A 13,395-nucleotide genomic window follows, 5' to 3' on the forward strand; every position below is an offset into this window, starting at 1 on the left:
GGCGGGCAGCAAGCCCGCCCAGGAGAATGAACCCATGTTGACACCGGCACAAAGACACTTTCAGAAGGTCATGGCAGAGAGGCGGGGCATCAGTGATGAGCGTGACGCGGAGACGCGCACCGCGCATGAGCAGATCCTCTTTCGCCTGCATATGCATAAATCTTCGCTAAGCCAAATCCAGTCCCGCCAGGCGAAGGCCGCTGTAAAGGCCAGCATCCTTCCTGAGTTTCAGGGATGGATTGACGGCACGATCGAGGGCGACAGCGGGCGCGCGGATCCGGTCATCACCACGCTGATGGTGTGGGCGGTGGACTGCTCCGACTATGCGCTGGCGCTGCGTATCGGGCGCTATGTCGTTAAGCATGGCCTGAGCATGCCGGATGACAACTATCGCCGCCCGGCACCCACGGTACTGGCCGAGGAAATCTGCAATCCCATTCTGAACCTCGCCACCACGGACGCCGGAGCCGATTTGTCAGGCTATATCCCCATGCTGGACGAGCTGGCCGAAATTGTGGCTGACAGTGATATGCCGGATGAGGTCCGCGCGAAGCTGTGCAAGGTGAGGGCGTTTTGCCGTCGCGGCACGGAAGACGCGGAAACCAAAGGCGAAGCGCTGAAACTCTTCCGGGAAGCCATGAGCCTGAACCCGGGGGCCGGTGTGAAACGGGAGATCGCTTCTCTGGTCAGCGCTTTGAAAAAGGCGCCGCAGACCAGCGCGGCAAGTGGTGATGCGGAAGATGAGATTTCATCCAGCGATACAGCAGCAACCGAAACACCCGCAACAGAAAAAGCAACACGAACGCGCAAGCAGACGAAAACGGCGGCCGGCACTCAAAAAGCCACCCGCAAAACGGCGGCAAAAAAGACAACGAAAACCGCCACAAAGTAAACGCCAAAGCGTAATGAACTGGCCCCGCGCCACAGGCGGCGCGCCCGGCGATCTGCCCGTAATGCGGTCTTTTTACCGGACGCCCACCGCCTGACCTACCGGAGAAACGACGATGAGTTTTATCGCACAGCGCCCCGTCAGACCTGCTGAAAGTGATGTGACAGACGTGGACGACGGCGGCGCTCAGATTGCCATCGGCACTTTCTGGCCGACGGTAAAACTCCACGATCTGCGCCTCGCTGCCCGCATCGCCGGTGACATTACAACATCCCGATTAATGCATATGGCAACGGAGGCCGCGCTGCATGTCGCGGATCAGCTGAAAGACTGGCGTAAGCAAAGAGAAGCGGAAGGCGCTGAATCGCTGGCTTCTGTACTGCTGACTTCCGCCGGTGAACCTGTCGAGCAGATTAACGGCGAAAGCGCAAAAGTTTATCGCTTCCGGCGCGCGGTCTACTCCTTCACGCGCGCCAGCGTACTGGAAGGTTACAGGGACGTCGGCACCACGCCAAAGGGCGACAAGGATGCGGAGGCCCTGGACAGGCAAATAGACGATCTCTGGCGGGACGGGCGCTGGAGTATTTCAGATATACGGGAAGAAGCCCGTATCTATGCGGAGTTGTTCTGATGAAAGTCAGGGCGCTGCAAAACGACACGGTTGATCAGCTCTGCTGGCGTCATTACGGCAAAACCGCAGGTGTCACGGAGAAGGTGCTCGAAGCCAATCCGGGACTGAGCAACCAGGTTTTTTTGAATGCCGGGCAGGAGATCGACATGCCCGTGATAACCAGCGAGGTGGAACGGGTAACCGTCCAGTTATGGGAATGACTCTGGATCGTATTAACGAATATTTTGCGTTTGCAACATCCGCCCTGGTGACCGGTGTGGGCGTGATGACCGTCAGCGAAAAGCTGGCGCTGGCTGGCCTTCTTCTGGGGATTGTTTCCGCCGTCCGGCTGGCGATTCATCGCCGCCGAATTGAGCAGGCCAGCCAGCGCCGCAACGACTTGATCGAGCAGATTCTCCGCCAGGCGGAAACCCGTAACCTGTCGGACCGCGAGCGGCAGCTGCTGGAGCAACTGCACGGGGACAACCCGGCATGAAGAACATCATCAAAAAATGTTCGATTGCGGTGATTGTGGCCTTGGGCATTTCGCTGGCGCCCGGGAGCGTCAGAACGTCGAAAGAAGGGCAGCAGAAAATTGCAGGTTGGGAAGACTGCCGCAGCACGCCTTATTACTGCACGGCGGGTGCTCTGACCATTGGTATCGGCTCCACGGGCGGCGTGGAAAACCGCGAATACAGCAACCAGGAAATAGCGCGGCGCTGGATCAACGATCTGCAACGGGCAGAAAACTGCATCAATAACAATTTCCACGGCGCCGACATGCCGCAGCTCACCTTTGAGGCCATGACGGATGCCGCCCTGAATCTGGGCTGCACCGGGCTGATGTGGTTCACCGATAAAAACGGACGCAAGCAGAGAACTACGATCTGGAAGCATGCTCAGGCCAGACAATGGCCGCAGATGTGCAACAGGCTGACTGATTTTGTCAATGCGGGCGGTAAGCGCTCCCCCGGACTGGTTAACCGGCGCAACGATTTTAAAGCTTGGTGCCTGTTGGGCCTGAGTACGCCGTCATGAGGGCGGGCAGCGTGATTGTGATGCTTGTCCTTTTGGCTGCTGTCTGGTGGCAGACCGACCAGCTGAGCGAGGCCCGGACCCGCAACAAGCTGCTGACCGAAACGGCGACCGGCTACGACCAGGTTATCCAGGAAGTGAAGGCGACCGCCATACAAACCCATAAGTTACTGGCAGAGGTAAAAGTCCGTGAGCAACAGCGTAATGCAGAAGGGGAGCGCCGACGTGAAGCAATGCAGGCCGCGTTCAATGGTGACACGTGCGCTGTTACTCCTGTGCCTGACGCTGTCAGCCGTAGCCTGCAAAAACGCACCGCCCGCGCCGATCATTCAGTTGGTCCGTGAACCCGTCCCGGAGAGCCTGACCGAAGAGACGCCACGTCCGGCGCTGGATAAGCCAGTGACCTGGGGCGCGGTGGCAATATTCAGCGACAGGCTGATGGATGCGCTTGATGCCTGCAATGCTGACAAAGCGGCGATCCGCCAGTGGGACAACCTGCGCCAGAACACCCGTAAGGAGCCATAAATGCTGAAGATAGACACCCTCCGTGCCGCCATTGAGAAAGCAAACACCTGGTGTCGGGCGAACCCGGAAGCCTGGACGGTGTTCGTTGAAGAGGGTGGCATTGAAACCACCGGTGAAACGCCGTCTTTCATGTATCGATATTCTCTGGTGCTGTTCGTCATGAACTACGCCGGGAGCATTGACGACTTCACGCTGCCGCTGATGGCCTGGCTCTGGTTTAATCAACCCGATCTGCTGCTGAACCCGGATAAAAACCAGCAGATTAAATTCACCACGCTGATTAACAACGATGACACCGCCGATCTGATGTTTGAGCTGCCGGTGAGTCAGCGTGTACTGGTTCAACTGGATGAAAACGGCGTGCCGTGCGCCGAGCATTTGCCGGAGCCTCGCCCGCGCGTGCTGGCCCCTCACGCCGCAGGCTGGGGGCTGGTATTTGAAGGCATGCTTCAGGAGGGCGGAGCGTGAGCGATCGCATGTTCAGCGAGCTGGATCAGGTCTTTCAGGACATCCTCGACGGCGTCAGCCCGGCGGGGCGCACCCGTACCGCGCGCAAAATTGGTCTGGCACTGCGCCGCAGTCAGCAGCGTCGCATCGCGTCACAGAAAAACCCGGACGGCAGCGGCTATGCCGTGCGCCGCCGTAAGGTTTACCGCACCCAGCAGGGGATCAAGTTCTTCTGGAATAACGAGGTGCGGGCGCTGAAAAACTGGCGCGGTGGGCGCGGTAAATATGGCCGGACAATCACGGGTTTTGACGAGAAGCGCCGGGATATCCGCACCTTCTACCGTGCCGATATCGAGCGGTATCTGGAAATCAAAACGCAATCAGCTACGCATTCAGAGACAAAAAAAGCACCGATGTTTACCCGCCTGCGCACCCTGCGTTTTATGAAGCTCAGGCCGGACGCGGGCGGCGTCACCGTAGGATTTGACGGCATCGCTGCGCGCATTGCCCGTATTCACCAGTGCGGCCTCCAGGATGAAGTTGGCCCGGGAGCTTACGCGCAGTATCCAGCGCGCGAACTGCTGGGCATGACTCCGGCAGACCTTATCGCTACGGAAAACGCCGTTATCAGCAGTTTGGGCGGTGCGTCATGAATGCCGAACTGATGCGCCTGCTGGAAAACATTCTGCGCCAGGGGGTGGTGGAGCAAATCAGCGCCGACAAGAAAGCGGTGCGCGTTCGCTCCGGCAGACTGCTGACCACCTGGATCCGATGGAACGTCACCCGCGCCGGGGCATTCAGCATCTGGCTGCCGCCATCGATAGGGGAGCAGGTCTGGATCGGTTGTCCGGGCGGCAACCCTGAAAACGCGTTTGTGATTGGCTCTGCATACAGCGCAGATAATCCGCCAACGGGCAGCAGCCTGCTGGAAATCATCATCACCGCACCGGATGGCGCTCGCCTGCATTACGACGCCACCGACGATGCCGGAGCACTGGCCGTGACCGGCATTAAAACCGCGCATATCCAGGCCGAAACCCGCGTCACGCTTGACACGCCGGAGGTGGAATGCACAAACCACCTCAAAACACGCACTTTCGAACTGACCCACGGCGGCACGATGGCCGGTGACGTGCTCCATTCCGGCGGCGTGTTGCAGTCAAACGGGATCACCGTACATGAACATAAACACGGTGGCGTGCAGTCTGGCGGGAGTACCACGGGAGGTCCGCAATGACAGCCAGTTATACCGGGATGAACCCGGAAGGCACCGGCGCGCTGACCGATCACGATCAGCTCTGGCAGTCCGTGACAAAAATCCTCACCACGCCAACAGGCTCCCGTGTGATGCGCCGGGACTTTGGCAGTGTGGTACCTGATTTACTCGATGCGCCACAGAACAACGTCACCCGCATGCAACTGATGGGCGCCACCGCTATTGCGCTGGCGCAGTGGGAGCCGCGGATCAGTCTGACCAGCGTCAATGTGGTGTTTTCAGAAACAGGCGCGGTGACTGCTGAACTGGCCGGCACTATCACGGAAACCATGACAGATACCAGCAACACCATCAGGTTAAGGAGCTAGCGTGCAAACGTCCGTCGATTTATCTCAGATCCCGCAGCCTGATATCGTCGAGGTGCCGGATTTTGAAACGGTGCTGGCTGATATCCGGGCGCTTATCGTGGCGGCCATGCCTGCGGAACTTAAGGCTTCTGTGTCTGCTGCGCTGTTGCTTGAATCTGAACCGATGGCCGCGCTGGCTCAGGCATTCACCTATCGCGAGATCAATCTGCTGCAACGTATCAATGAAGCCGTGCGCGCGGTGCTGCTTTCCAGCGCCCTGGGGGCGGATCTCGATCAGGTCGCGGGTAATTTTGACACTGAACGTCTGCTGATTACTGAAGCCACCGACGAGGCAGACGCTGTATACGAAAGCGACGAAGAGTTGCGCGCCCGCGCGCTGCTCTCATGGGCGCGCCTGAGCACGGCGGGCGCCCGTAATGCCTATCACTATTTTGCGCGCGGGGCTGATGCGGATGTGCTCGACGTGCGCGCCTATGGCCCTGAAACACATAACCAGGAGGGCCGCGTTTTCCTCTACGTGCTGTCACGCACCGGGGATGGAACCGCCCCGCAGGCTCTGCTCGATAAAGTCCTGGCAGCGGTGAACCCGGAGGACGTGCGCCCGATTACGGATTATGTGACTGATTATGTCCGTTCCGCCGTGATTGTGAATTATCAGGTGGTTGCTGACATTTACGTCCCTTACGGCGTGGACACCGCCACGGTGCTGGAAAAAGCCACCGCAGCACTGAACGAATACACCGCCTCTGTGCATCTTATCAACGCCACCGCTGCACGGTCGGGCATAGACGGGGCGCTGCATCAGGACGGCGTTGTTACCGTCGATTTGCATTCACCGGCCGCCGACGTCGTTGCGACGATGGGCGAAGCGCCTCATTGCACCTCTGTAAAAATCAATCTTGTGGTGATGGACTATGACCGCTAATTATCCCGCCAGCATTTTGCCACCCAACGCCACCGCCGTGGAACGGGCCATCGACAGGGCCAGCGCCGCCGCACTGGAGAGGTTGCCGGTATATCTGATCCGTTGGGTTAAAGATCCGGACAGTTGCCCGCTGGCGCTGCTGCCGTGGCTGGCGTGGGAATATCAGGTTGATACCTGGAATATTAACTGGTCAGAACAAAAGAAACGCGATGCGATCAAGCGCGCCCACTACATCCACCGCCATCGTGGTACGGTCGCCGCCGTCCGTCATGCCCTGGTGGACAGTCCTTTCGGGACGGATATTGTTGAATGGTTCAATCAGAACCCGAAAGGGGATCCGTATACCTTTCGCCTGAACGTGTATCAGAACGATTTGCCGGTGACGGAATACGACCAGCAGGATCTAAAACTGGCGGTGCTGCGCGCCAGGAATCTGCGCAGCTGGTTTTCCGTTCATGTATTTGGCCGACTTCAGGGAACCTCGTATGCGGCCGGTTACATGTACGCCACGGAGAAAATCACGCCGCGCTTTGTCCCGTTGCAGGTGATTTTATCCCGCTACGAGCTGAATCTGGCCCCTGGTGACGCGGAAACGGTCACGGTGACAATTCTCCCCGAATACGCGGAAGATAAAACCTTTACGGTAACTACATCGGATCAAACAATCGCGACCGCCCGGATAGTAAACGGCGATATTCTGGTTACGGGCATGAAGCGAGGTACCTGTTCGGTCACCGTTACGACGACTAATGGCGTCAGTGCGGTGATCAGCATAAAAGTGGTCGCGGTAATGAAGTTCATTACCCGCATCGACAGTGCAACCAGGCCAATATTCTTTGCTCATATGGACGAGGGTTTCACGGTTGACTATGGCGACGGCATTGACAGCCGGGACTACCGTTTCGATCCCGCCAGTGAAGCTTCAGGTTGGGTTATTCCTACACGTGAATTAGTACAGGGAAAGGAATACACCATCACGGTTAAGAACACGGAAACCGCCTGTCTGCGCAGCCGTTTATCTAACTATTCTTCGAAACTGAACCCTGTTGTGGAATTGATTAGTGTTACAGGGGAAAGAGGTCATCTTTCAGGGTTCGCTTTGGATACCACCGGATTAATGGCTATTCGTCCCGGAGCATTTGACGATTTGCCAAACGTGAATAACTGCAAAAATATTTTTACCAACTGCTCGTCGCTTGCAGGTATTCCGGCATCGTTGTTTTCTCGCATGAAGATAGAGGATTTTTCAGATGCATTCAGAGGGTGTACATCGATTACTGAGGTTCCATCGGGGCTATTTGCAAACCAGCCTGATGCGATCGACTTCTCATCGGTATTTGCAGGCTGCACCGGCCTGATCAGTATCGGCAATAATCTGTTCCACAGCTGTGTATCTGCGGTGAATTTCAGTTACGCGTTTGATGGTTGCTCAATGCTTGCAAATATCGGCACGGGAATATTTACAGGATGCGGTTCAGCAGGGACATTCTCTTATAGCTTCAGGGCGTGTAAAAATCTTCTTGCCTTGCCTGCTGATATGTTTGCGGATATTCCGGGCGGCGCATTCACCGGCGTATTCCAGAATTGCGCGGCACTGACAGCAATCCCCGCAAACCTGTTCAAAACATGTTCTGAAGCGAATCATTTTGGTGGTGCATTTACTGGCTGTTCGCAGCTTCTTTCTGTTCCTGCCGGCCTGTTTGCAGGTCTGGCGAAAGTCACCTATTTCGGGACAGTCTTTTCTGGTTGCAGTTCACTGAAAACGGTCGGCGCGGGTTTATTTGCCGGGTGTAGCCTGGCGCAGACATTCGCCTCTGCATTTTACAGCTGCCGCTCTCTTGAAACTGTAGCGAAAGATATTTTCAGCGGCTGCGGAGAGGTGACGACCTTTGCCAGTACGTTTTATGGGTGCAGCAGCCTGACGGCGCTCCCGTCTTTTACTGACTGCGCGAAAGTCACCACTTTCTCATACGCTTTTGCTAACTGTGGATCGCTCACGAAAATTGATGCTGACGCTTTTGCTGAGAAAGCGCTGATAACGACATTCACATACGCTTTTGTAAACTGTACTTCGCTGGTTTCTGTGGGGAACGGCGCATTTCGGGGATGTAGCGCGTTAACCAGCCTGGGCTATACGTTTTCAGGTTGCCGCTCTCTGGTTTCTCTCGCGGGAGATATGTTTGCCGGTTGCGCCAAAGTGACAGCCGTCGATTTCTTGTTCGAAAAGTGCTCCGCGCTGGCTGGACTGCCAAAACAACTATTCAGCGACATGGTGTCCCTGAAAGGCATGGGATCGACATTCCGGGATTGTACTGCACTCATCGCGCTACCATCCGGCCTGCTTGATGGTTGCATCAATCTCACTTCGTTAACGCTGACATTCTCGGGCTGCACCTCACTGGCGGTATTACCCGGCGATTTACTGAAAAACAACACCTTGCTGACCAGTGCCGGATCGACGTTCTACGGTTGCTCCTCACTGATAAATATTCCCCCGACGCTGTTCGCGTCCTGTTCGCTTATTACCTCTTTTGGCGCCACGTTCCAGAATACCGGCGTGGAGGAGATACCGGAAAACCTGTTCAGCGGCAACCCGCTGGTGACCTCTTACGGCCAGACTTTCAGGGGCTGTAAAAACCTGCGCTCAGTGCCAGCCGGTCTTTTTGCCGCCAGCATAAGTGCCACGGTATTCACGAATGTCTTTTCGGAATGTAGTGCGCTGGAAATCGTCGGGGCGGGATTACTCAACACCACGGCGGTCACGACGGTGGGGTATCTGTTTGACGGCTGCGCGTCATTACGCAGCGACGTTAACACGATATTTAATCTTGCGAGTTACCCGGAGATTGTCACCACAACGGCAATATTCAGGAGCTGCGCATTACTGACCGGCAAAGGCCTGGTATTTATGGGTAAGGTGCCGAACGTCACCGCGCACTATTACGCGTTTTATGCCTGTGCAGGTCTGGACGATTACGACGATTTACCCGGCAACTGGATAACGAACAAATTATGAAAACATTCAATCAATTAAAAAGCCTGATCGACTTTTGTCAGACCGATGCGTTTTTCCTGGAACACCTGAACCGACTTCAGATCGCTGGCGTGATTTATCTTGATGAAGGCGATATCGATGCTGACCGCAAGACCGTAAGTGATGATTTTTATGATCGACTTGCCAGCGTGTACGGCATTGAGCCAGAAACAAAAAGTGAGGAGGCATAATGGCCACGGGACTGACACTAACCACGGCGGGTGCCGCCGAAATCGAGGCCGCGTATCAGGCGGGGGAGGTTGTGCATATTACCTCCGTGCTGATCGGCGATGGTGGCGGCGTGACATTGCCGACTGATCCCGATGAGCTGGCGGCGGTGACGGCGCTTTTTGGTCAGTTTGGCCGTGAAACCTTTGACTCTGATTCAAGCTATGAGGGCTTTATCAGCGGTCAGATCGTTATCAACTGCCAGGATTATCCAGGTAAAACGCTCAGAGAAGCGGGGCTGGTTAGCGCTAAGGGGACGCTCATCGCTTACGGCACATACCCGGCGACATACCTCCCGGCGCAATCGGATTCCATTATCAAAGAGATCATTCTGACGCTGGTGTTGACGCTGACGCACAGCTCAAATGTGAATCTGGTTATTGATCCGGCGCTTGCCACCATCACGCAGGAAAAGGGCGATAAACGCTATCTGCGGCGAGCGCAAAACCTTTCTGATTTAAACGATACCGAAGAGGCCCGGGAGAATCTGGGGCTGGGGAATTCAGCCACGCGGGACGTGGGCACCGAGGTGGGAACGGTAGCCGCAGGAAATGACTCGCGCATCGACGGCGCACTGCAAAAAGAGAAAAACTTGTCCGATCTGAGCAATCCATCAGAGGCGCTAAAGTCGCTGGGGCTGGACAGAGATGGAGTCGGATACAAGGCTATTGTTGACGCCATTTTTTACGTCGGGATCATCATCTCTGGAGAACAAAGCCCGGCGACTCGCTTTCCCTGGCAGACATGGGTCGACTTAAGTGAAACCTTTGCTGACAGAGTGGTACGGATTGGTTCTCAGTATGGTAGGACCGGCGGCAATAACGAGGTAATACTGAAAGCCGATAACCTCCCCCCCCACTGGCATCGTTCAGGCGACAGATCACCCGGGGCCACGTGGGATCCTAATACTACCCACGGAACAGATAATCAAAAAAGCGGTCCACTCGCCCTCACTGAAGGGACTTATACCGATATGGATGGTCAGACAGAATCCTCGAACGAGTCGATTGATGTGACTAACGAATACGTTACCCTTTGTATGTGGAAGCGAACGGCATAAAAAAACAAGGTCAATAATGACCTTGTTTACTAGTATAGTGTATCGTCATATATTACTGCTTAAACTAGTGCTAACGGTCTCTTCCGTTGGCGCTCATCATTTTAACAACGATAATCGTTAGTAAAGCCTAAGTATTTCACTGCGTCTATACACCGTTATTATTTTTTTTACCTCTCTAATAAAAACGGAAACCGAGAAATCACTCTCCGCAATTCGGATCTACATCGTACTCGAACCTAGATATCTTCATAAGTTCTCTCTCGTGTATTCATGAAGACGTTGCTTGGCTTTTTGATATATTTCTGAATTAGCAAGCAGATAGGCACAAAAGCTTGAGAGTCTCGCTTTAGGTTGCGCCAGTTCTTCAATCGTGCGAAGCGCATCGTTTATCTTTCCTGCACGTTTCTGTTTATTTGACGAAGTACGTGCCAGGTCAAATTCTTCCATCGCCTCACGGATGTCAGCCTCAAAAATACGGAAGCTTACGAGAATGTCGCCTCTTGCTGAAAAAAGCCTTTTATCAGACAAGCCACATACTTCAATCGTTTTTTTTGCGATATCATGGTTAGCCCCCTCTTTGGGCTCAATCATGATATCTGTATATGTAAAGCAATCACTGGGATCAAGATCGTAAGGGTTTATTATGGGGTGCTGCTGAGTATCATGATTAAGTTTTTTGTTATTACAAGCCTTGCAACTATAAAGGAGATTTGTCCATTCAAAGGCTTTATTAGTATATATAGATTTCGGATGAAAATGTTCAACCTCAGCAAAGCCAGTCTCGGCTGGAATACCTTCACAGAAAGCGCATTTGTGAAAAGAACTTTCTTTCAGTGCGTTACGAATATCGTCATGACGATAATGCTTTAATGCGGCCTCTTTTTCAGAAGCAGGTATTTTTTTGTACTCATTGTACTTATCGACCAGTTCCATAATACACCGGGTCCACTCTGCACGATTATCGCATAAAACCTGGGGTTCAGGGGGGCGAGTTAATTTAATCATTTACTTTCGCCTCCATGCCTGCTATGCGCGTCTTGAGTATGATTAACACCGCATCACCCGGATGGCAGATAGATTCTAGACGGGCATAGTTTTCTTTGAGAGCATCAAGGTTATTATTCTTAATGTTTTCATAACAAGACTTTACCAGTGTTTCATAATCTTTGTTGTCAAGGCTTGTCACACCCATGAGCTCAGTCAAAATTAAATCTGTACTCCACCCTGAATATGCTTTATCCGAAGGTTGGAATTCATATTTTTCATCAGGGTATGATGATGGAAGCATGATGATCTCATTTTTTTTTGCCGAGGCTAAAAGGTGGGGGGAATGAGTTGTTACTATAAATTGTATATTAGGGAATATAGCTGCAATTCCCTCCCTTACAGTCAGCTGCCATTCCGGATGTAGGTGGTTGTCCAACTCATCGATCAACACAGTTCCGCACGCTGTTGTTACATTTCGCTCTCCTACGGGTAAACAAGCTTCCACCCATTCAAATATTGCAATAATAATATACAAAATAGCCTGAAACCCTGATGAAAGTTCCTCAAGGAAACAATTTTTATCATAAATTGAAAAAACAGGCTCAAGATCGCGCCCTGTTTCTATATACTGGAATTCACTATTGAATGGTCCAATTACTGGTAACGATTTGATCAAATGGTCCCAGTTTGTTTTCTCCTCTTTTGCCCATGGTTTATCTATTATAAAGTATCTGTTGATAAGCCATTGCTTTACATCTCGTGAGGAATTATTGTAAAGAGAGTGTAGAGCTTTGTTACAATATTCCCTAATACTTGCTTCGCTGTCTTGTTCTCTGGTAACACCGTTTATAGATTTATAACCTATTTTTCTCTGTGCACCAATAACTAAAGGGGGCAATTTGTATCTCGTTTTAACATCACTCAGATCAAATGAGTTACGACCCTCTTCAGAAGGAGGTGTGACAAACGTCTGTATTTGGTCTTGCCTATATTTTATTGTCCTTAAAAATCCCGGACCAGAACCGAATCTAAATTTTTCACCATATTCATTAACATCTATCCAGTACTCACTGTTATCTTGATGTCTAGAATATTCACCATTCCAGCTCAAACAGTGAGCAATTGCTGCAAGAATAGATGTCTTACCGCAACCATTGGGGCCTGTAATAAAGTTAAAATTGTCATTGAATTTAACGTTAACTTCCGGGAATCGTTTAATGTTTTTAACATGCAATCGTTCTATTGGCATTATTTTCTCCTTAGAGAAGGTAACATAATAAGTTTTAATAAAATTCTAAGGTACGATGTTTCTTAGATGTTAACTTAGAATATTTTACACTAAAACACTCCTTCATGCCTGTGCTGAAATGACTGAGAACACATATATACTATGTTGGTCTTTGTTACTCAAGAAGGTTGATATCAATCTGCTCCCTATTGATTAACAAGGCTAAAGTTATGATTGACCTCACCTTACATAAAACTACCTGTCAGGTTAAGTTCAGATCTGCGCAATAGATATGTTAGGTTGAATTTTAGGCAGCGCACATTAAAAATGACCGTTCTGTCGCTTAGAATGTAAGGCTACCTAGTGTCTTTTGGGTCGTATTTAAAGCAGTATCAACGCCGTCGTACAAAGTTTCCATCAGGCGGCTAGCAGAGGCACTTTGTAGTCGTTCCCTGATATCTTCATCAACCCGCTGCAACGAGAGTGTGAATTCTATTTTTTTTGCTTTGCCGTAGCGATCGAACTCCTGATGCGTCTCCTGCAAATCCGTGATGACATACATTCCGTAAATGGACCCGACGCCATCGATCAGCGGCCAGGCCAATCCTGTGTAGGCCATCGTTGAAACTGCACCCAAAGACAGGTTGCCGCCGGTAATTTCAGGGTACAGCAGCCCACCCAGCGTCAACTGGTTCTCGCCGGCGCCAACGTACTGCCATTTTGCGCTCCGGCCCACACGGTCATTCTTTACGTGCCGCCAGTTACGGGACAACTGTAATTGCTGATAGGGCAGTGTCCTGAGTTCAAATACAAAAAGTCCGAATACCATCATCATAGTTATTA

General features: G+C 52.5%; 18 protein-coding genes. 15 read left to right on the top strand and 3 right to left on the bottom strand.

Features of this window, described 5'->3' with window-relative positions; genetic code table 11:
* Positions 1-34: 34 nt before the first annotated feature.
* The 15 genes from gpM to KHQ24_RS06745 all read left to right on the top strand — a co-directional run bounded on the left by gpM (position 35) and on the right by KHQ24_RS06745 (position 10,337).
* Positions 35-892, top strand: a complete 858-nt coding sequence (gene gpM / locus KHQ24_RS06675) for a phage terminase small subunit (protein WP_211777176.1) — start codon at positions 35-37, stop codon at positions 890-892.
* 112 nt (positions 893-1,004) lie between these two features.
* The gene (locus tag KHQ24_RS06680; RefSeq protein WP_048024509.1) at positions 1,005-1,520 is read left to right on the top strand and encodes a head completion/stabilization protein; all 516 of its coding nucleotides are present in this window, start codon (positions 1,005-1,007) and stop codon (positions 1,518-1,520) included.
* The gene (locus KHQ24_RS06685) at positions 1,520-1,720 is read left to right on the top strand and encodes a tail protein X (RefSeq protein WP_211777177.1); all 201 of its coding nucleotides are present in this window, start codon (positions 1,520-1,522) and stop codon (positions 1,718-1,720) included. Before KHQ24_RS06680 ends, KHQ24_RS06685 begins: the two co-directional genes overlap by 1 nt.
* Positions 1,711-1,995: a hypothetical protein gene (locus KHQ24_RS06690; protein WP_020324103.1), complete on the top strand. Its 285-nt coding sequence runs from the start codon at positions 1,711-1,713 to the stop codon at positions 1,993-1,995. Before KHQ24_RS06685 ends, KHQ24_RS06690 begins: the two co-directional genes overlap by 10 nt.
* Complete coding sequence (locus KHQ24_RS06695; RefSeq protein ID WP_032445027.1) at positions 1,992-2,537, top strand: lysozyme; 546 nt, start codon at positions 1,992-1,994, stop codon at positions 2,535-2,537. The genes KHQ24_RS06690 and KHQ24_RS06695 overlap by 4 nt, the downstream gene beginning before the upstream one ends.
* 20 nt (positions 2,538-2,557) lie before the next feature.
* Positions 2,558-2,878: a DUF2570 domain-containing protein gene (locus KHQ24_RS06700; RefSeq protein ID WP_223226889.1), complete on the top strand. Its 321-nt coding sequence runs from the start codon at positions 2,558-2,560 to the stop codon at positions 2,876-2,878.
* A complete protein-coding gene (locus KHQ24_RS06705) occupies positions 2,868-3,059 on the top strand; it encodes a peptidase (RefSeq protein ID WP_228297971.1) in 192 nt (63 codons plus the stop codon). The genes KHQ24_RS06700 and KHQ24_RS06705 overlap by 11 nt, the downstream gene beginning before the upstream one ends.
* Entirely contained in the window at positions 3,060-3,527 is a 468-nt protein-coding gene (locus KHQ24_RS06710) for a phage tail protein (protein WP_032411298.1), read from the top strand.
* The gene (locus tag KHQ24_RS06715) at positions 3,524-4,159 is read left to right on the top strand and encodes a phage virion morphogenesis protein (protein ID WP_211777179.1); all 636 of its coding nucleotides are present in this window, start codon (positions 3,524-3,526) and stop codon (positions 4,157-4,159) included. The genes KHQ24_RS06710 and KHQ24_RS06715 overlap by 4 nt, the downstream gene beginning before the upstream one ends.
* Positions 4,156-4,743, top strand: a complete 588-nt coding sequence (locus KHQ24_RS06720; protein WP_040228480.1) for a phage baseplate assembly protein V — start codon at positions 4,156-4,158, stop codon at positions 4,741-4,743. Before KHQ24_RS06715 ends, KHQ24_RS06720 begins: the two co-directional genes overlap by 4 nt.
* The gene (locus KHQ24_RS06725; RefSeq protein WP_211777180.1) at positions 4,740-5,090 is read left to right on the top strand and encodes a GPW/gp25 family protein; all 351 of its coding nucleotides are present in this window, start codon (positions 4,740-4,742) and stop codon (positions 5,088-5,090) included. The genes KHQ24_RS06720 and KHQ24_RS06725 overlap by 4 nt, the downstream gene beginning before the upstream one ends.
* A 1-nt stretch (position 5,091) precedes the next feature.
* Positions 5,092-6,015 (top strand): baseplate assembly protein, encoded by a 924-nt coding sequence (locus KHQ24_RS06730; RefSeq protein ID WP_211777181.1) that lies wholly within the window; start codon positions 5,092-5,094, stop codon positions 6,013-6,015.
* Positions 6,005-9,031, top strand: coding sequence for a phage tail protein I (locus tag KHQ24_RS06735; RefSeq protein ID WP_211777182.1), 3,027 nt, complete (start codon positions 6,005-6,007; stop codon positions 9,029-9,031). Before KHQ24_RS06730 ends, KHQ24_RS06735 begins: the two co-directional genes overlap by 11 nt.
* Positions 9,028-9,240, top strand: a complete 213-nt coding sequence (locus KHQ24_RS06740) for a hypothetical protein (protein WP_065520901.1) — start codon at positions 9,028-9,030, stop codon at positions 9,238-9,240. The genes KHQ24_RS06735 and KHQ24_RS06740 overlap by 4 nt, the downstream gene beginning before the upstream one ends.
* Positions 9,240-10,337, top strand: a complete 1,098-nt coding sequence (locus tag KHQ24_RS06745; protein ID WP_211777183.1) for a phage tail protein — start codon at positions 9,240-9,242, stop codon at positions 10,335-10,337. Before KHQ24_RS06740 ends, KHQ24_RS06745 begins: the two co-directional genes overlap by 1 nt.
* A 246-nt stretch (positions 10,338-10,583) precedes the next feature.
* On the opposite strand, the gene KHQ24_RS06750 is transcribed toward KHQ24_RS06745, so the two are convergent.
* The 3 genes from KHQ24_RS06750 to KHQ24_RS06760 form a co-directional block, all read right to left on the bottom strand.
* Positions 10,584-11,270 (bottom strand): retron system putative HNH endonuclease, encoded by a 687-nt coding sequence (locus KHQ24_RS06750; protein WP_228288882.1) that lies wholly within the window; start codon positions 11,268-11,270, stop codon positions 10,584-10,586.
* Positions 11,271-11,334: 64 nt separating this feature from the next.
* Positions 11,335-12,573, bottom strand: coding sequence for an AAA family ATPase (locus tag KHQ24_RS06755; RefSeq protein ID WP_211777184.1), 1,239 nt, complete (start codon positions 12,571-12,573; stop codon positions 11,335-11,337).
* Between the two features lie 322 nt (positions 12,574-12,895).
* Positions 12,896-13,387 (bottom strand): phage tail protein, encoded by a 492-nt coding sequence (locus KHQ24_RS06760; protein WP_211777185.1) that lies wholly within the window; start codon positions 13,385-13,387, stop codon positions 12,896-12,898.
* Between the last annotated feature and the right edge of the window lie 8 nt (positions 13,388-13,395).

This window comes from Klebsiella sp. 54 (genome assembly GCF_018223875.1).
Taxonomy (GTDB): domain Bacteria; phylum Pseudomonadota; class Gammaproteobacteria; order Enterobacterales; family Enterobacteriaceae; genus Klebsiella; species Klebsiella quasipneumoniae.

Bases quoted from the DNA above. Each gene is read 5' to 3' on its own strand.
- KHQ24_RS06760 (WP_211777185.1), bottom strand. From the start codon at position 13,387: ATGATGATGGTATTCGGACTTTTTGTATTTGAACTCAGGACACTGCCC.
- KHQ24_RS06735 (WP_211777182.1), top strand. From the start codon at position 6,005: ATGACCGCTAATTATCCCGCCAGCATTTTGCCACCCAACGCCACCGCC.
- KHQ24_RS06695 (WP_032445027.1), top strand. From the start codon at position 1,992: ATGAAGAACATCATCAAAAAATGTTCGATTGCGGTGATTGTGGCCTTG.
- KHQ24_RS06755 (WP_211777184.1), bottom strand. From the start codon at position 12,573: ATGCCAATAGAACGATTGCATGTTAAAAACATTAAACGATTCCCGGAA.
- KHQ24_RS06700 (WP_223226889.1), top strand. From the start codon at position 2,558: ATGCTTGTCCTTTTGGCTGCTGTCTGGTGGCAGACCGACCAGCTGAGC.
- KHQ24_RS06740 (WP_065520901.1), top strand. From the start codon at position 9,028: ATGAAAACATTCAATCAATTAAAAAGCCTGATCGACTTTTGTCAGACC.
- KHQ24_RS06725 (WP_211777180.1), top strand. From the start codon at position 4,740: ATGACAGCCAGTTATACCGGGATGAACCCGGAAGGCACCGGCGCGCTG.
- KHQ24_RS06680 (WP_048024509.1), top strand. From the start codon at position 1,005: ATGAGTTTTATCGCACAGCGCCCCGTCAGACCTGCTGAAAGTGATGTG.
- gpM (WP_211777176.1), top strand. From the start codon at position 35: ATGTTGACACCGGCACAAAGACACTTTCAGAAGGTCATGGCAGAGAGG.
- KHQ24_RS06750 (WP_228288882.1), bottom strand. From the start codon at position 11,270: ATGGAACTGGTCGATAAGTACAATGAGTACAAAAAAATACCTGCTTCT.
- KHQ24_RS06720 (WP_040228480.1), top strand. From the start codon at position 4,156: ATGAATGCCGAACTGATGCGCCTGCTGGAAAACATTCTGCGCCAGGGG.
- KHQ24_RS06745 (WP_211777183.1), top strand. From the start codon at position 9,240: ATGGCCACGGGACTGACACTAACCACGGCGGGTGCCGCCGAAATCGAG.
- KHQ24_RS06685 (WP_211777177.1), top strand. From the start codon at position 1,520: ATGAAAGTCAGGGCGCTGCAAAACGACACGGTTGATCAGCTCTGCTGG.
- KHQ24_RS06710 (WP_032411298.1), top strand. From the start codon at position 3,060: ATGCTGAAGATAGACACCCTCCGTGCCGCCATTGAGAAAGCAAACACC.
- KHQ24_RS06690 (WP_020324103.1), top strand. From the start codon at position 1,711: ATGGGAATGACTCTGGATCGTATTAACGAATATTTTGCGTTTGCAACA.